We start from the raw sequence: 17351 nt of genomic DNA, 5'->3' as shown, positions 1-17351 counted from the left end.
AGGTCGTACGGCGCGAGCGCATATGCCACGACGCCAGCGTGACATGCTCCGGGGGCGTATGTGCGCGTTCCGCCGACTTCCACCGACTCCGGCCGGACCGGGGGCAGTTGGCCGGACGGAGCGCGGAGGGCGGCACCGGCCGGGCGGTACGGGGCGGTCAACCCGCCCGCGAACTACGGTCGTTGGGGGCCGGGGAAACGCTCAGCGCTTGGCGACGAAGACGTGCGAGGCGACGTCCGGGGCCAGCTCGGCGGACTCGCCGCTGCTGCCCACCATCACCCCACCGGGCGACTCCGTCACGCTGACCACGGCCCCCGGCTGCACCCCCACGCGGCGCAGGGTGTGCATCAGCTGGGCGTCGCTCTGGATCGGCTCGCCGATCCGCCGCACGACCACCGTCTTGCCCTCGGAGCCGGGGGTCAGCTCGGAGAGGCTGACCATGTTGTCGTTGAGATACGGGTCGGCCTCGGCCTTCTCGCCCAGCTCCTCCAGACCCGGGATCGGGTTGCCGTACGGCGACTCCGTCGGGTGGCGCAGCAGCTCCAGGACGCGGCGCTCCACGGCCTCGCTCATCACATGCTCCCAGCGGCAGGCCTCCTCGTGGACCTGCTCCCACTCCAGGCCGATCACATCGACGAGCAGGCACTCGGCGAGGCGGTGCTTGCGCATCACCCGGGTGGCCAGGCGGCGGCCCTCGTCGGTGAGCTCCAGGTGACGGTCGCCGGCCACCGTGACCAGGCCGTCGCGCTCCATGCGGGCCACCGTCTGGCTCACCGTGGGACCGCTCTGATCGAGCCGCTCCGCGATGCGGGCGCGCATGGGGACCACACCTTCCTCCTCCAGCTCCAGGATGGTGCGGAGATACATCTCCGTGGTGTCGATCAGTCCGGACATGCGTGCCCCTCGGATAAGTAGTGCGCTGGCCCTGGACCCAATTCTGACGCATACCTCCGACAAGGGGGGCGAGTACCGCCCCGGTACGGCCCCGCCACGGCCCAGGGCAGGGCCGTCCTCCGTATTGACAGCGCGCAGGTCAACCGCGCAACGTGAGCCGCGCCACCGCGGCGCCGACGACGACGCCGCCGACCCCGGGACGACACTGAGGAGCCCTTTGCGATGAGCGGGAACAAGCTGGCCGGCCAGTTCTTCGACGCCGCGATCGGGCTGCTGGAGCGGGTGCGGGACGAGGAGGCGGAGCACATCGCCGCCGCCGGGGCGATGCTCGCCGACACCGTCGCGGCGGGCGGCCGGCTCTTCGTCTTCGGCGCGGGCCACTCGTCGCTGCCCGCACAGGACGTCGTCTACCGGGCGGGCGGGCTCGCGCTGATGAACCTCCTCGCCGTACCGGGAACGGTCGGCGTGGACATCACCCCCGCCACGCTCGGCAGCGCGCTGGAGCGCGTCGACGGGCTGGCCGGGGCCGTCCTCGACACGAGCCCCGTCCAGGCCGGCGACGTACTGATCGTCATCTCCCTGTCCGGGCGGAACTCACTGCCCGTCGAGATGGCGCTCAACGCGCGGGCGCTCGGGCTCAAGGTCGTCGGCGTCACGTCGCTGGCGTACGCGGGGCGGACGAAGTCCCGGCACGCGTCGGGGACGTTCCTGAAGGACCACTGCGACGTCGTGATCGACAGCAAGGTGGAGATCGGGGACGCCGAGCTGACGGCGGAGGGCGTCGCGGCGCCGTTCGCCCCCGCGTCGACGGTGGTGACGAGCGCCGTGATGCAGGCGGTCGTCGCGTCCGCGGCCGGGGAGCTGGCCGGGCGGGGCATCGAGCCGCCGATGCTGCGGTCGGGGAACGTGGACGGGGGCCACGAGTGGAACGGGCGGGTGCTGCGGGAGTACGGGGAGCGGATCTTCTTCCGCCACTGAACGGCACCGGACTCCGGCGCCGCACTCCACCGAACGGCACCTGGCTCCGGCACCTGGCTCCGGCACCTGGCTCCGGCACCTGGCTCCGGCGCCGGAGGGCGCTCAGCCCGCCACGGCGCCCGCCAGGTCGACCGCCGCCGCCACCCGCGTCGCGATGTCCTCCGCGTACGTCGCGTCCGCCCGGTCGAACGGGCGGCGCGACGGGCCGCGGAGGAACGTCACCACCCCCACCGTCCGCCCCCGCGACCGCAACGCCGTCGCGAGCGCATGCTGCGTCCCCGCGGGCCACTTCCGTACCGGCGCCCAGTCCCGCGAGCGGTCCGAGACCGCCCGCACCGAACCGCAGCGCTCGACCGCCTGGACCGCCGGGTGACCCTCCATGTACGGCACGGGCAGACCGCCCCCGGCCACCGCCGTGGCCGGCCCGGAGGCCCCCGTGGGCGTCGCCGCCGCCCGCATCAGGAGGATCGGCCGCCGGGGCACGGACTCGGGCTCGGGCAGCAGGTCGATCAGCGCGTGGTCCGCGAAGCCGGCGAGGGCGAAGTCCATGTAGAGCGCCGCGGCCTCCATCGGGTCCTCGCACTCGGCCACCGCCCGCCCCGCCCGGTGCAACTGGCTTCCCCGGAACCGCAGCCGGGCGCTCTCCTGCTCGGCCAGCCGCGCCTTGGTCACGTCCAGGAACAGCCACGCCACCCCCAGCGGGACCGGCTCCTCCACCAGCGGGGTGGACAGCCGGAGGAATCCGCTGCGCCAGCAGCGCCGCTCCCCCGCGCCGCCCTCCTCGCCCGCGCCTCTCACCGACACCCACAGCTCCGTCGGCGCCGGCGGCGCGCCCGACGCCAGGACGTGCTGGAGGGCGCTCTCCACGTCCTCCAGGCCCTGCTCCAGCAGGTCGCCCAGCGGGCGGCCGAGCAGCGCGGAGCGGCTGGTGCGCAGCGCCCGGGCGGCGTGCGCGTTGGCGAGGGCCGGGCGCAGGTCGGCGTCGACCAGGACGACGCCCCAGGACGCGTCGCCGAACAGCGCCTCGCTCAGCGCCACCGACCGCTCCAGGTCGATCTGCGTGTGCACCTCGCTGAACGCGCAGTAGACCCCCGCCGGGCTGCCGTCCGCGCCGGGCACGGCCGACGACTGGACCCGCACCAGGACCCGGCCGCCCTCCTTGGTGAGCAGCGCGAACTCGTCCAGCTGGCGGCCCTGCGCCTGCATCGCGCCGAGCAGCCGGGCGGTGACCTCCGGCGCGTCCGCCTCGCGCACCGCCCAGCCGGCCAGGCCGGGCCGGCCGACGACCTCCTCGGCGGACCAGCCGAGGATCCGCTCGGCCTCGCGGTTCCAGTGGGTGAGCGTCCCCTCGGCGTCGAACGCGCAGAGTGCCGCGTCCATGCCGTCGAGCAGGGCCGCGAGCAGGTCGTGGTCCTCGCCGTCGGCGGCAGCCTCGTGGCGGGCGGGCCCGAAGTGGTGTGGAGCGGTCACGAGATACCCCCAGCTGGACGCGTCTGCATGTCCTGCACGACGGGTCATTCAACTCGACGCCGCCCCGCACCACACCGTCTTCGGCGAAATCCGTGCACCGGGAAATTCGGTTGTGGTGCCCGGAGGGGCTCCCTAGGGTGTGGGACACACGAGAAGGGAGGTGATCGGACAGATGGTTTTCGTCCGGACGCGTGAGGTGACTGCGGGCTGACGCCCGTCGTCGCGCACAGCGCATCAGCGTCGGCGACGGTGTCGTCGGCCAATTCCCAGCAGTCACCCGGTCCGTGGGCCGCCGAGTCGTCCGCTCGGCACCCGGGAGCCTCTTGAGGCGCCCCGGGTAAGCGGCCCACGGACCGTCTGCGTACGGCCCGTTGGGGATCACCACAGGGCCCGTCACGGGCTGAGCCGCTCCACCCGCCAGCCCTCCCCGGCCCGTACATACCGCAGCCTGTCGTGCAGCCGGTTCTCCCGGCCCTGCCAGAACTCCACGCTCTCGGGCACCACACGGATCCCGCCCCACTCCGTGGGCACCGGCACCTCCGTCCCCTCCGGGTAGCGCGCCGCCAGTTCCGCGTACGCCGCGTCGATCTCCGCGCGCGAGGCGACGACCGTCGACTGGGCGCTCGTCAGCGCGCCCACCTGCGAACCGTGCGGCCGGGAACGGAAGTACGCGGCCGTCTCCTCGGGCGCCACCCGCTCCGCCCGTCCCGCGACGATGATCTGACGAGCGATCGGGTGCCAGGGGAAGAGCGCCGAGACGAACGGGTTCGAGGCGATCTCCAGCCCCTTGCGCGAACCGTAGTTGGTGAAGAAGACGAAGCCCCGCTCGTCGAACGCCTTGAGCAGTACGGTCCGTGAGCTGGGACGTCCGGCGGCGTCCGCCGTCGAGACCACCATGGCGTTGGGTTCGTCGAGCCCGCTCGCCGCCGCCTCGGCGAACCAGCGCGCGAACTGTCCGTACGGATCGGTGGCCAGGTCCTCCTCCACCAGCCCCGCCGTGCGGTACTGGGCCCGCATGCCGGAGGGGTCGAGCGGGCCTTCGGGGCCGTCGGGATCGTCGATGCGGGGAGTGCGGGAAGCAGGGGACATCCGCTCATCTTGCAGCACACCCGGCGCGTCCGCACCGCATCTCCCCGTGGCGAACCGATGATTGTGCCCCGTAACGCCCTCGCCCAACCCCTCACCCGACCAAAAGCGACATGTGCCGGACATCACCCTTCCCTGCAAGTGGCGAAACCACCAAAATCGCCGGTCGTACGGATGTGGGAGCACCGCACCACCGGATATCGTTTCCGGCCTGAAGGGCCGGGTGAACCGCCCCCGTACGGGGCATGACCGGGAGACAGGCACGGAACGCGAGCCGCGTCGGCGCAGCCGCGGAACCGTTCCGGCGAACCGTCCGGCCACCGGACCACCAGGCCGTCAGGCCACAAGGGGCGCCACGGGAGCAGCCCCGGCAGCACACAGCAGCAGACACCACGGAGACCGCACGCACCGGCAGGGGACACCGGCACGTTGCCGTCACTTGTCGAACACACCATGAGGAGCCGCCAGATGTCCGATTTCGTACCCGGACTCGAGGGAGTCGTCGCGTTCGAGACGGAGATCGCCGAACCGGACAAGGAGGGCGGCGCGCTCCGCTACCGGGGCGTCGACATCGAGGACCTGGTCGGTCACGTCTCCTTCGGGAACGTGTGGGGGCTGCTGGTCGACGGCGCCTTCAACCCCGGCCTGCCGCCCGCCGAGCCGTTCCCGATCCCCGTCCACTCCGGTGACATCCGCGTCGACGTGCAGTCCGCGCTCGCCATGCTCGCCCCCGTCTGGGGCCTGAAACCGCTCCTCGACATCGACGAGGCCACCGCGCGCGACAACCTCGCCCGCGCGGCGGTGATGGCCCTGTCCTACGTCGCGCAGTCCGCGCGCGGGCAGGGGTTGCCGATGGTGCCGCAGCGGGAGATCGACAAGGCGGAGACGGTCGTCGAGCGCTTCATGAAGCGGTGGCGGGGCGAGCCGGACCCGAAGCACGTCGCGGCCGTCGACGCGTACTGGACGTCCGCGGCCGAACACGGCATGAACGCCTCGACGTTCACGGCCCGGGTCATCGCGTCGACCGGTGCCGACGTCGCCGCCGCGCTGTCCGGGGCGGTGGGCGCCATGTCCGGCCCGCTGCACGGCGGGGCGCCCTCCCGCGTCCTCGGCATGATCGAGGAGATCGAGCGGACGGGCGACGCGGCCGCGTACGTCCGGCGGGCCCTCGACAACGGCGAGCGGCTGATGGGCTTCGGCCACCGGGTCTACCGCGCGGAGGACCCGCGGGCGCGGGTGCTGCGGCGCACGGCGAAGGAACTCGCCGCGCCGCGCTTCGAGGTCGCGGAGGCCCTGGAGAAGGCGGCCCTGGAGGAGCTCCACAACCGGCGTCCGGACCGGGTGCTGGCGACGAACGTCGAGTTCTGGGCGGCGATCGTGCTGGACTTCGCGGAGGTGCCGGCGCACATGTTCACGTCGATGTTCACGTGTGCGCGGACGGCGGGGTGGAGTGCGCACATTCTTGAGCAGAAGCGGACGGGGCGGCTGGTGCGGCCGTCGGCTCGCTACGTGGGCCCGGGCCCCCGGGACCCCCGGGACGTTCCCGGTTACACCGGGCGGTAGTTGAGGGGGGTGGGCGGGCGCGGGGGCCGCTGACGCGGGGGAGTTGCCCCTGCCCCTCCCCCAGAGGGGGCACCCCCATCTCACCGTTTCTTCCGGGGAGACCCCGGACCCCATTCGCCCTTCGGGCGAAGTCCTCAAACGCCGGACGGGCTGGATTCGCCCGCGCCCAGCACCCCCTCCACGATCGACACCCACCGCCGAACCACCCGCTCCCGCCTCTCCCTGTCATCCGTCAGCAGGGACGCCAGCCCCAGCCCCCTCGCCATGTCCAGCAACCCCTGGACCACCTCCCGCACCCCGGGAACCGACTCGTTCGCCCCCAGCAGCTCCACCGCCGTCCGGTGCGCCTCCCGGCCGATGCGGGACTCCAGCTCCACGACGCGCGGCCGGAGTTGGGGTTCCGTCGACGCCGCGACCCACAGATGCAGCGAGGCGCGGAACAGCGGGCCCGTGTAGAGGTCCACGATCCCGTGGACCACGGCCCCCGCGCCCGCCCCGGCCAGCCCCCGCAGCGCCGCCGACTGGCGCTCCGCGACATGCTCCACCGCCGAGGTGAACAGGTCCTCCCGGGTGGGGAAGTGATGTTGCAGGGCGCCTCGGGAGACCCCGGCCCGGGTGGCCACCACGGCCACCGTCGAACCCGCCCATCCCAGCTCCGCCAGGCATTCCGCCGCCGCGTCCATCAGCCGCCGCCGCGTCGCGGCGCCCCGGACGAGCCGGTAGTCGGTCATCGCCGCCATGCCGCGATCCTCTCCCGCGCCTCCGCCGAGGAGAACAGCCGCTCCGACAGCGCCGCGAGCCGCTCCCCGTCCCGGGCGAACGCCGCCCGCACGTCCTCCGTCGCCAGCGCCTTCGACGCGGCCAGCCCCTGCGGCGAGGCCGCGCGCAGTCCCTCCAGCACCGGCCCCGACGCGTCGTCCGGCGCCGTCACCAGGCCGATCCGCACCGCCTCCCGCACGCCGAACGTCTCCCCGGTCAGGTAGTACCGCGACACCGCCCGCGGATCGAGCCGGGGCAGCAGCGTCAGGGAGATCACCGCGGGGGCGACCCCGATCCGGGCCTCGGTGAAGGCGAACGAGGACGAGGTCTCCCCCGCCAGCACGATGTCACAGGCCCCCAACAGCCCCAGTCCGCCCGCCCGTACGTGTCCGTCGACGCGGGCCACGACCGGCTTCGGCAGCTCGACGACGGTCCGCAGCAGCCGCACGAGTTCGGGCGGGCCCATCGGGGGGGCCTCGGTGAGGTCCGCGCCGGAGCAGAACGTCGTCCCGGTGTGGCCGAGCACGACGAACCGGACCGCCGGGTCCTTGCCCGCCTCCTCCAGCGCCTCGCGCAGCTCGCCGACGAGCCGGGCGGACAGCGCGTTGCGGTTGGCCGGGGAGTCGAGGGCCAGGGCCAGGGCCCCGTCCTCGTACGTGCGGCGGATGAGCATCGGAGCACCCTTCAATAGGACTTGGGCTCAGTAGGACTTGGGCAGGCCGAGCGTATGGTGCGAGACGTAGTTGAGGATCATCTCCCGGCTGACCGGCGCCACCCGCGCCACCCGCACCGCCGTGATCAGCGCGGCCAGCCCGAACTCCTGCGTCAGGCCGTTTCCGCCGAGCGTGTGCACCGCCTGGTCGACGGTGCGGACGGCGGCCTCGGCGGCCGCGTACTTGGCCATGTTCGCGGCCTCGCCCGCCCCCGCGTCGTCCCCGTCGTCGTAGAGCCGGGCGGCCCGCTCCGTCATCAGCCGGGCCAGCTCGATCTCGATGTGGGCCTGCGCCAGCGGGTGGGCGAGGGCCTGGTGCGCGCCGATCGGCCGGTCCCACACCTCGCGGGTGCGGGCGTAGTCGACGGCGCGCCCCAGCGCGTACCGGGCGAGGCCCAGCGCGAACGCGGCCGTCATGATCCGCTCCGGGTTGAGTCCGGCGAAGAGCTGGCGCAGCCCGGCGTCCTCGTCCCCCACCAGCGCGTTCGCCGGCAGCCGCACATCCTCCAGGACGAGCTCGAACTGCCGTAGTCCGCCGCGTATTTCCATGGGGATCGGGGTGCGCCGGAAGCCCGGGGCGTCCCGGTCCACGACGAAGAGGCACGGTCCGCCCTCCCGGGTCCGGGCGACGATCATCGTGGCGTCGGTCGTGTCCACCCCGGTGATGAAGACCTTGTGGCCGTTGAGCACCCATCCGCCCCCGTCCCGGCGGGCGGTCGTGGTGATGCGGTGGGAGTTGGATCCGGCCTCGGGCTCGGTGATCCCGAAGGACATGCGGAGGGCACCGGAGGCCAGCCCCGGCAGCCAGGTACGTTTCTGCTCCTCGGTGCCGAACCGGGCGAGGACCGTGCCGCAGATGGCGGGCGAGACCACCATCAGCACCAACGGGTTGCCGGTGGCGGAGAGTTCCTCCAGGACGACGGCGAGCTCGGTGATCCCGCCGCCTCCTCCGCCGTATTCGGCGGGCAGGTTGACGCCCAGGTAGCCGAGCTTGCCCGCCTCCGCCCACAGCTCCTCGGAGCCGTCGGCGCGGGCCCCCAGCGCGGCCACCGCGGCGCGCAGGTCACGGAGTTCGGTGTCGGCGGTGCTCATGGTGCGGCCTCCTCATGGGGGACGACGGCTGGCTCATGGGGGACGACGGCTGGCTCATGGGGGACGACGGCTGGAGGGACGGTGACTGGGGGGACGACGACGGCGAGGAGATCCCCGGTGGCGACCCGGCGCCCCGGAGCGGCGTGCAGGGCGGTGAGAGTACCGGAATCGGGGGCGGTGACGCGGTGCTCCATCTTCATCGCCTCCACCCACAGCAGGACTTGACCGGCCTCGACCCGGTCACCGGGCGCGAGACCGTCGGCGATCCGCACGACGGTACCCGGCATGGGGGCGAGCAGCGACCCCGGTTCGGTCCGCGGGGCCGGCTCGGGGAGGCGGGGCAGCAGGGTGAACGACCAGGATCCGAGCGGGGAGTCCACGTCGGCGGACGTGCCGTGGAAGGCGATCTCGAACGGCCGTCGCACCCCGTCGATCTCCAGTGCCACACGCTCCCGCGCCGCCTCCAGCAGGCGCACGCCCGGTACGCCCTCCAGGCCGTCGCGGCCGATCCGGTAGCGGACCTCGTGCTCCTCCCCGCCGGGCCGCGCGCGGAAGCGCTTCACCTGCGGCCCGGACGGGACGTTGCGCCAGCCGCCGAAGCGGGACCGGCCCTGGGCATCGGCGAGGGCGGCCGCCAGGGCGGCGTACTTCTCGAATCCGCTTCTCGCAGCGACGAGTTCGGCGAGGTGACGGCCGTAGAAGCCGGTGTCCGCCGTCCCCGCCGCGAACTCCGGGTGCCGCAGCGAGCCCACCAGCAGGTCCCGGTTGGTGACCGGCCCGTGGACGCGGGCGCGCTCCAGCGCGCGGGCGAGCCGGTGCAGGGCGGAGGGGCGGTCGGGGGCGTGGGCCACGACCTTGGCGAGCAGCGCGTCGTAGTGCGGGCCGACCGCATCGCCCGCGCCGACGCCCGAGTCGACCCGCAGCCCGTCCCCTTCCGGCACCTCCAGCGCGTGCACCGTCCCCGTCCAGGGCCGCCAGTCACGGGCGGGGTCCTCGGCGTAGAGCCGGGCCTCGACGGCATGACCCACGGGCTCCGGCGGGCGCTCCGCGAGCCGGCCGCCCTCCGCGATCCGCAGTTGCAGGGCGACCAGGTCGACGCCGTACACGCATTCGGTCACCGGGTGCTCCACCTGGAGGCGGGTGTTCATCTCCAGGAACCACGCCCGCCCCCGCCCGTCGAGCAGGAACTCCACGGTCCCGGCGCCGACGTATCCCACGGCCTTCGCGAGCGCCGCCGCGTGCGCGCACAGCGCGTCGTCCAGCCCCTCCGGCAGGCCGGGGGCGGGCGCCTCCTCGATCACCTTCTGGTGGCGGCGCTGGAGCGAGCAGTCGCGGGTGCCCAGCGTCCACACCGTGCCGTGCGCGTCCGCGAGGACCTGCACCTCGACGTGCCGGCCGCCCTCCACATACGGCTCGACGAACACCTCGCCGTCGCCGAAGGCCGCCGCGGACTCTGCACTGGCCACTTGCAAAGCCCCGTCGAGGAGAGCGAGTTCGCGCACGACCCGCATACCGCGGCCGCCCCCGCCCGCCGCGGCCTTGACGAGCACGGGCAGATCGGCGGCGGCGTCGCCGCGGAACGGGGCCAGCACCGGCACCCCGGCCTCCGCCGCGATCCGCTTGGCCCACGTCTTGGACGCCATCGCCTTCATGGCCCCGGACGGCGGCCCGACCCACACCAGCCCCGCCGCCCGCACCGCGCGCGCGAACTCCGGGTCCTCGGACAGGAATCCATAGCCGGGGTGCACCGCGTCCGCGCCGGCCGCGCGGGCGGCCGCGACGATCAGGTCCCCCCGCAGATAGGTGTCCGCCGGGGCGTCGCCCGGCAGCCGGACGGCCGCGTCCGCCTCCCGCACGTGCCGGGCGCGGGCGTCGGCGTCCGAGTGGACGGCGACCGTCGCGATCCCCAGCTCCCGGCAGGTCCGGAAGACCCGCAGGGCGATCTCGCCCCGATTGGCGACCAACACCGAGCGGATCACGGCCGGTTCACGGACCGACTCACGAACCGGCTCACATCCGGAAGATGCCGAAACCACCCCGTACCCCCTCCACAGGCGCGTTGTGCACGGCCGACAGACACATCCCCAGCACCGTCCGGGTGTCGCGCGGGTCGATGACCCCGTCGTCGTACAGCCGCCCGGACAGGAACAGCGGCAGCGACTCCGCCTCGACCTTCCCCTCCACCGCCGCCCGCAGCGCCGCGTCCGCCTCCTCGTCGTACGGCCGCCCCTTGGCCTCCGCCGCCGCCCGGGCGACGATCGACAGGACGCCCGCGAGCTGCTGCGGCCCCATCACCGCGGACTTGGCGCTCGGCCAGGAGAAGAGGAACCGGGGGTCGTACGCCCGGCCGCACATGCCGTAGTGACCCGCCCCGTACGACGCGCCCACCAGCAACGACAGGTGCGGGACGCGGGAGTTGGACACCGCGTTGATCATCATGGCGCCGTGCTTGACGATGCCGCCCCGCTCGTAGGCCCGGCCGACCATGTAGCCGGTGGTGTTGTGCAGGAACAGCAGCGGGACGTCGCGCTGGTTGGCGAGTTGGATGAACTGCGCCGCCTTCTGCGACTCCTCGCTGAACAACACCCCCTGCGCATTGGCCAGGATGCCCAGCGGATAGCCGTGCAGCCGCGCCCAGCCGGTCGTCAGACCCGCCCCGTAGAGCGGTTTGAACTCGTCGAAGTCGGAGTCGTCGACGATCCGGGCGACGACCTCGCGCGGGTCGAAGGGGGTGCGGAGATCGCCGGGGACGATGCCGAGCAGTTCGTCCGCGGCATAGCGGGGCGGCGCGGAGGCGACCGGATCGGGCTGTGGTTTGCGGTGGTTGAGCCGGGCGACGATGCGGCGCGCCTGCCGCAGGGCGTCGTGCTCGTCCAGGGCGTGGTGGTCGGCGAGGCCGGAGACCCGGGCGTGCATGTCGGCCCCGCCGAGCGACTCGTCGTCCGCCTCCTCGCCGGTGGCCATCTTCACCAGCGGCGGTCCGCCGAGGAAGACCTTGGCCCGGTCGGCGACCATGACGACGTGGTCGGACATGCCGGGGACGTACGCGCCGCCGGCCGTGGAGTTGCCGAAGACCACGGCGATCGTGGGGATCCCGGCGGCGGACAGCCGGGTGAGGTCCTTGAACAGCGCCCCGCCGGGCACGAAGATCTCGCTCTGCCCGGTGAGGTCCGCGCCGCCGGACTCGACGAGGCCGATGACCGGCAGCCGGTTGGCACGGGCGATCTCATGGGCGCGCAGGGACTTCCGCAGCGTCCACGGGTTGCTCGCCCCGCCGCGCACGGTCGGGTCGTTGGCGCTGATCACGCACTCCACACCGGAGACCACCCCGATCCCGGTGACCAGCGAGGCCCCCACGGCGTACTCGCTGCCCCAGGCGGCGAGCGGGGACAGCTCCAGGAACGGGGTGTCCGGGTCCAGCAGCAGTTCGATCCGCTCGCGGGCCGGCAGCTTGCCGCGCGCCCGGTGCCGGGCGGTGTACTTCTCCCCGCCCCCGGCCACCGCCTGCGCGTGGGCGGCCTCGATCTCGGCGAGCTTGTCGAGCATGGCGGCGCGGTGGGCCGCGTGGTCGGGGCCCGCGGTGTCGAGCCGCGAGGTCAGGACGGTCACAGCAGCACCTCGGGTATCTCGACGTAACGGGAGCGCAGCCACTCGCCCACGGCCTTGGCCTGTGGGTCGAACCGGACGTTCTCGGCGACGCCGCGCCCGAGCAGCCCTTCGACGACGAAGTCGAGAGCGCGGAGGTTCGGCAGGACGTGCCGGGTGACGGGCAATCCGGCGGTTTCGGGGAGCAGTTGACGGAAGCGCTCGACGGTGAGCTCGTGCGCCAGCCACCGCCAGGCGTCGTCGGTCCGGACCCATACGCCGACGTTGGCGTCGCCTCCCTTGTCGCCGCTGCGGGCGCCCGCGACGCGGCCGAGGGGGGCGTGGCGGGCGGGACCGTCGGGGAGGGGTTCCGGGAGGGCGGGCTCCGGCAGAGGCTCCCCCGGGCCGCCCACCGCTGGGGGCACGGGCACCCGGGTCCCGTCCGGCAGCACGGCGACGTGCCGTACCGCGTGGGCCGGCACGTACGCGGCCTCGAAGACCCCGTACGGACTGCCGGGCCCGGGCGGGGCGGTGAGGTGGAACCCCGGGACACCGGCGAGCGCCAGTTCGACGGCCGCGCCGCTCAGAGCGCGGCCCACGACGTCCGGGTCGGGGTCGTGCACGACCAGCCGCAGCAGGGCGCTCGCCTCCTCCTGGACGGAGGCGTCGCGGTGGTCGGTCCGGGCGAGCGTCCAGCGGACGCGGGCGGGCGGCCGGGCGGCGAGTACGTCCTCGAACTGGGCTTGTATCAACCGTGCCTTGGCCACGATGTCCAGCCCCGTGAGCACGAAGACGATCTCGTTGCGCCAGCCTCCGGCCCGGGTGACGCCCACCTTGAGCGTGGCGGGCGGGGGCTCTCCCCGCACCCCGTCGATCCGCACCCGGTCCGGCCCGTCGGGGGCGAGACGGAGGGTGTCGAGCCGGGCGGTGACGTCGGGCCCGAGGTAGCGCGCCCCCTCGGTCTCGTACAGCAGTTGGGCGGTGACGGTCCCGGGGGTCACCGCGCCCCCGGTCCCCGGATGCTTGGTGATCACCGAACTCCCGTCGGCGTGGACCTCGGCGAGGGGGAAGCCGGGCCGCCGTACGTCGTGTTCCCCGAAGAACGCGTAGTTCCCGCCGGTGGCCTGGGCCCCGCACTCCAGCACATGCCCCGCGACGACGGCCCCGGCGAGCGCGTCCAGGTCCCCCGGGCCCCAGCCGTAGTGCGCGGCCGCCGCCCCGCTGACCAACGCCGCGTCCGTGACCCGCCCGGTCACGACGACGTCGGCCCCGGCACGCAGACAGGCGGCGATCCCGCCGCCGCCGAGGTAGGCGTTGGCGGTGACGGCCCCGGGGCCCCAGTCCCGGTCGCCCAGCAGGTCGTCGCCGGTGACGTACCCGACCTTGGCGGGAGTGCCCAACTCCTCGATCTCGCGGGCGAGTCGTGCGGGGTTCAGACCGCCGGCGTTGGCGACGATCCGCACTCCGGCGTTCTTCGCCAGGGCGAGGTTCTTCTCCAACTGCCGCAGGAAGGTGCGCGCGTAGCCCCGGTCGGGATCCCTGCTCCGTTCCCTCCCGAGGATGAGCATGGTCAACTCGGCGAGATAGTCGCCGGTGAGCACATCGAGCGGCCCACCGGTGAGCATCTCCTCCATCGCGTCGAAGCGATCACCGTAGAAACCCGAGGCGTTGCCGATCCTCAGCACGGTGGGAGCGTGGCAGGGGTCATCCGAACATGCAAGCGTGCTTGCGTTCTTTCCGGTTAACTGACGACCGACTAGGGCCGATTTGTCGGCAAATCACGTCACGAGGTGGGCAGTTGCCGGGATAGCTTGTGCCCGGCCCACCTTGCTGGTGGCGCCTCCCCTCATGTGGAGCACCTCCCCTTCCAGGATCGCATCCGGACCCCGGCCGTCGGGGCCCGGCCCGAACCAAAGATGGCCGTCGACCGGGAATCTCGGCGGTCAGCTGAAGGGGAGGTGCCCCATGGGGAAACATGGAAAGCCGAAGCCGTCGATCTGGCAGCGCTGTGAGGACCGTCTGGTCAGCATCGCGCGCAAGCTGGGGAAATGGTTCAGGGACTGACCAAGGGCTGAGCCCCCACTAGCGAGGCTCAGCCCCAGGCCCTTGAGGCCTTCCGGCCCTCGTCCGCAGTTCCCAGCTCCGGGCGGGGGCCACTTCTTCCCCCGCTCGCAGTTTTGTCAATCTCCCGGCTCCGAGCGGAGGCCCTTCTGCGCCTCACCGTACCGGACCCGCCACCCGGCACACCACAGGGACAGCCCCCACGCTTCACCCCCGCCCCACCCCCTCCCCCAGCACCTCCGCCAGATGCCGGGCCCGCCGCCCCGCCAACTGCCCGATCTGCGTCCGGCACGAGAACCCGTCGGCCAGGACGAGCTTCCCCGGGCCCTCCCTCAGCGACGGCAGCAGCTGCTCCTCCGCGCAGGCCACCGAAACCTCGTAATGTCCCTGTTCAAAGCCGAAGTTGCCCGCGAGACCGCAGCACCCGCCGCTCAGCTCCCCGGCCAGCCCGGCCCTCTCCCGCAACCGTCGCTCCGCCGCATCGCCGAGCACCGCGTGCTGATGGCAGTGCGTCTGTCCGACGACCGGACGGTCGATGCGCGGCGGCTCCCAGTCCGGAGCAAACTCTTCCAGGTACTGGGCGAATGTCCGTACGGACACGGAAAGTTGACGGGCGCGCGGGTCCTCGTGCAGAAGCTCCGGGAGATCCGTCCGCAGCGTGGCCGCGCAGCTCGGTTCGAGGACGACGAGCGGGCGGCCGTCGCCGAGGAGGGGGGCGACGCGGTCGAGGGTGCGGCGCATCACCGTCCGGGCGCGGTCCAGGCGGCCCGTGGAGACCCAGGTCAGCCCGCAGCAAACGCCGCTGCCGGGCAGGACGGGACGCCGTCCCGCCGCCTCCAGGACCCGTACAGCCGCCCGGCCGACCGACGGCGCGAAGTGTTCGGTGAAGGTGTCCGGCCACAGGACCACGTCCGGGGCGTCGGGGGCTTCCGGGACGTCGGGGGCTTCCGGGGCGGCATGCGGCGGCCTCCGCGCGAACCAGCGGCTGAACGGCTCCCGCGCCAGCTCCGGAATCCCGCGCTCCGGCGCAACCCCGGCCAGCCGCTTCCCCGCACCCGCCAACACCCCCGCGGAAGCGGCCGCATTGACCAGCGGCGCCGCCCGCACCGCCGCCACCGCCCGCAGCCACACCGGCAGCCCGCCCAGCGCGTAGTGCGCGGCCGGCCGCAGCCGCCCCGCGTAGTACCGGTTCAGGAACTCCGCCTTGTAGGTGGCCATGTCGACTCCCACCGGGCAGTCGCTCCGGCAGCCCTTGCACGACAGGCACAGGTCCAGCGCCTCCCGCACCTCCTCCGACCGCCAGCCGTCCGTCACCACCTCCCCCGCGAGCATCTCGTGCAACAGGCGGGCGCGGCCCCGCGTGGAGTGCCGCTCCTCGCGGGTCACCCGGTACGAGGGACACATGACCCCCGCACCGGGCCGGGCGGTCTCGCGGCACTTCGCGACGCCCACGCACCGCCGCACGGCCGTCCCGAAGTCCCCTCCGTCGTCCGGGTATCCGAACTCGACGTCCACGGGACGGCGTGGGAGCACGTCGAACCGCAGGTTCTCGTCCAGCCGGTACGGGCGGACGAGCATCCCCGGGTTGAGCCCGGCGTCCGGGTCCCACAGGTCCTTGAACCGGCCGAAGAGCGCGACGAGTTCGGGCCCGTACATCCGGGGCAGCAGTTCCGCCCGCGCCTGTCCGTCCCCGTGCTCCCCCGACAAGGACCCGCCGTGCGCGACGACCAGATCGGCCAGTTCGCCCGAGAACCGCCGGTAGCGGCGCACGCCCTCCCCGCTGGTCAGGTCGAAGTCGATGCGGACATGGACGCAGCCCTCGCCGAAGTGCCCGTACGGCGCGCCCCGCAGGCCGTGTGCGGCGAGCAGTTCCCGGAAGGCGCGCAGATACGCGCCGAGGCGCTCCGGCGGGACGGCGCAGTCCTCCCAGCCCGGCCAGGCCTCGCCGCCGTCCGGCAGCCGGGTCGCCGTCCCGGCCGCGTCCTCCCGGAGCCGCCACAGGGCGCGTTGCTCCCCCGGGCGGGTCACGACGCGGGAGGGCCCGTCGTGGGACCGGCACACCGCCCCCGCTCGCGCGGCGGCCTCGGCCTCCGTCGCCCCGCCGGTCTCCACGAACAGCCAGGCCGCACCGGCCGGGAGATCCCCCGCGAGATCCCCTGCCGCGGCGTCCCCGACGAGGTCGGCGGCCATGCCCTCGACGGTCAGCGGGCCGTGGACGAGCAGCGCCGCGGCCGCGTCGGCGGCCTCGCCCTCGTCCGCGAAGCCGAGGACCGCCAGAGCCCGGGCGCGTGGCAGCTCGACCAGGCGTACGGTCGCCCCGGTCACCACCCCGAGTGTTCCCTCGCTCCCCGTGAACGCCCGCGCCACGTCCCTGCCCCGCTCGGGCAGCAGCGCGTCCAGCGCATAGCCGGAGATGCGCCGGGGCAGGACGGGGAAGCCGGTGCGCAGGAGGGCCAAGTGGCCGTCGGCCAGCGCGCGGAGACCGTCCGCGAGCCGTGGCGGGAGTCCTTCCACCCCCTTGCCCGAGCCGTGCGCGCTCCCCGGCGTAGGTGACGACATCCAGGCCGCGTACGTTGTCGGCGGTCGTCCCCCAGGCGACGGAGTGCGCCCCGCAGGCGTTGTTGCCGATCATCCCTCCGAGCGTGCACCGGCCGTGCGTCGACGGGTCGGGGCCGAAGGCCAGCCCGTGTGCGGCGGCCGCGGCCCGCAGGTCGTCGAGGACGGCCCCGGGCTGGACGACGGCCGTCCGCTCCCGCGGGTCGATCCCGGTCACGGCGTTCATGTACCGGGTGAAGTCGAGGACGACACCCTCCCCCGTCGCCTGCCCGGCGATCGAGGTCCCGCCGCCCCGCGGGGTGACCGGGACGCCGTGCTCGCGGCAGACGGCGAGCGCGGCGGCGACGTCGTCCGCGTCCCGTGGCGCGACGACGCCCAGCGGTACGCGGCGGTAGTTGGAGGCGTCCATGGTCACCAGCGCGCGGCCGGCGGGCGAGAAGTCCACCGTCCCGCGCACGGCCGGATCGAGCGCCCTGCGCAGCTCCTCGTGCACCCCTTCGTGCACCCCTTCGCGGCGATCATCCACGTGTCCGCCCATGTGCCCAACCATGCGTCCCAGCCTGCCCGAACGCACGTCTCATCGGATGGACATCAC

Annotated in this window: 11 protein-coding genes and 1 pseudogene; 2 read left to right on the top strand and 10 right to left on the bottom strand. The window is 73.7% G+C overall.

Going from position 1 to position 17351, the window contains the following annotated elements; translation table 11 throughout:
* Window positions 1-201 precede the first annotated feature (201 nt).
* On the bottom strand, window positions 202-894 hold the full coding sequence (locus AB8735_RS22435) for a metal-dependent transcriptional regulator (protein ID WP_372408943.1): 693 nt from the start codon (window positions 892-894) through the stop codon (window positions 202-204).
* 222 nt (window positions 895-1116) lie between these two features.
* Here AB8735_RS22435 and AB8735_RS22430 point away from each other — a divergent pair, with 222 nt between their 5' ends.
* Complete coding sequence (locus tag AB8735_RS22430; RefSeq protein WP_344025777.1) at window positions 1117-1872, top strand: SIS domain-containing protein; 756 nt, start codon at window positions 1117-1119, stop codon at window positions 1870-1872.
* 102 nt (window positions 1873-1974) lie between these two features.
* Here the strand turns inward: AB8735_RS22430 and AB8735_RS22425 are convergent, their stop codons facing one another.
* Window positions 1975-3342 carry a PAS domain-containing protein gene (locus AB8735_RS22425; protein ID WP_344025779.1) on the bottom strand — a complete coding sequence of 456 codons (1368 nt, stop codon included), beginning with the start codon at window positions 3340-3342 and terminating at the stop codon, window positions 1975-1977.
* Window positions 3343-3735: 393 nt separating this feature from the next.
* Window positions 3736-4431 (bottom strand): pyridoxamine 5'-phosphate oxidase, encoded by a 696-nt coding sequence (gene pdxH / locus AB8735_RS22420; protein WP_372408940.1) that lies wholly within the window; start codon window positions 4429-4431, stop codon window positions 3736-3738.
* A 465-nt stretch (window positions 4432-4896) separates the two neighbouring features.
* On the opposite strand from pdxH, the gene AB8735_RS22415 reads away from it, so the two are divergent.
* On the top strand, window positions 4897-5991 hold the full coding sequence (locus AB8735_RS22415) for a citrate synthase 2 (protein ID WP_344025783.1): 1095 nt from the start codon (window positions 4897-4899) through the stop codon (window positions 5989-5991).
* A gap of 134 nt (window positions 5992-6125) precedes the next feature.
* Here the strand turns inward: AB8735_RS22415 and AB8735_RS22410 are convergent, their stop codons facing one another.
* The 7 genes and pseudogenes from AB8735_RS22410 to AB8735_RS22380 form a co-directional block, all read right to left on the bottom strand.
* Entirely contained in the window at window positions 6126-6731 is a 606-nt protein-coding gene (locus AB8735_RS22410; RefSeq protein WP_344025785.1) for a TetR/AcrR family transcriptional regulator, read from the bottom strand.
* A complete protein-coding gene (locus tag AB8735_RS22405) occupies window positions 6719-7423 on the bottom strand; it encodes an enoyl-CoA hydratase family protein (RefSeq protein ID WP_372408939.1) in 705 nt (234 codons plus the stop codon). Before AB8735_RS22405 ends, AB8735_RS22410 begins: the two co-directional genes overlap by 13 nt.
* A 27-nt stretch (window positions 7424-7450) precedes the next feature.
* A complete protein-coding gene (locus AB8735_RS22400) occupies window positions 7451-8554 on the bottom strand; it encodes an acyl-CoA dehydrogenase family protein (protein WP_372408938.1) in 1104 nt (367 codons plus the stop codon).
* The gene (locus tag AB8735_RS22395) at window positions 8551-10533 is read right to left on the bottom strand and encodes a biotin carboxylase N-terminal domain-containing protein (RefSeq protein WP_372408937.1); all 1983 of its coding nucleotides are present in this window, start codon (window positions 10531-10533) and stop codon (window positions 8551-8553) included. The genes AB8735_RS22400 and AB8735_RS22395 overlap by 4 nt, the downstream gene beginning before the upstream one ends.
* A gap of 31 nt (window positions 10534-10564) precedes the next feature.
* Complete coding sequence (locus AB8735_RS22390; RefSeq protein ID WP_372408935.1) at window positions 10565-12163, bottom strand: acyl-CoA carboxylase subunit beta; 1599 nt, start codon at window positions 12161-12163, stop codon at window positions 10565-10567.
* Window positions 12160-13824 carry an acyclic terpene utilization AtuA family protein gene (locus AB8735_RS22385; protein ID WP_372408933.1) on the bottom strand — a complete coding sequence of 555 codons (1665 nt, stop codon included), beginning with the start codon at window positions 13822-13824 and terminating at the stop codon, window positions 12160-12162. The genes AB8735_RS22390 and AB8735_RS22385 overlap by 4 nt, the downstream gene beginning before the upstream one ends.
* Before the next feature lie 583 nt (window positions 13825-14407).
* Window positions 14408-17294, bottom strand: a pseudogene (locus AB8735_RS22380) (FAD-binding and (Fe-S)-binding domain-containing protein).
* Window positions 17295-17351 lie beyond the last annotated feature (57 nt).

This window comes from Streptomyces luteireticuli, from assembly GCF_041519305.1.
In the GTDB taxonomy this organism is placed as follows: Bacteria; Actinomycetota; Actinomycetes; order Streptomycetales; family Streptomycetaceae; genus Streptomyces; species Streptomyces luteireticuli.
This window is presented reverse-complemented; position numbering and strand designations above follow the sequence as displayed.

Excerpts from the sequence above, each read along its gene's own strand:
- AB8735_RS22435 (WP_372408943.1), bottom strand. The coding sequence starts at position 894 with ATGTCCGGACTGATCGACACCACGGAGATGTATCTCCGCACCATCCTG.
- AB8735_RS22430 (WP_344025777.1), top strand. The coding sequence starts at position 1,117 with ATGAGCGGGAACAAGCTGGCCGGCCAGTTCTTCGACGCCGCGATCGGG.
- pdxH (WP_372408940.1), bottom strand. The coding sequence starts at position 4,431 with ATGTCCCCTGCTTCCCGCACTCCCCGCATCGACGATCCCGACGGCCCC.
- AB8735_RS22415 (WP_344025783.1), top strand. The coding sequence starts at position 4,897 with ATGTCCGATTTCGTACCCGGACTCGAGGGAGTCGTCGCGTTCGAGACG.
- AB8735_RS22410 (WP_344025785.1), bottom strand. The coding sequence starts at position 6,731 with ATGGCGGCGATGACCGACTACCGGCTCGTCCGGGGCGCCGCGACGCGG.
- AB8735_RS22405 (WP_372408939.1), bottom strand. The coding sequence starts at position 7,423 with ATGCTCATCCGCCGCACGTACGAGGACGGGGCCCTGGCCCTGGCCCTC.
- AB8735_RS22400 (WP_372408938.1), bottom strand. The coding sequence starts at position 8,554 with ATGAGCACCGCCGACACCGAACTCCGTGACCTGCGCGCCGCGGTGGCC.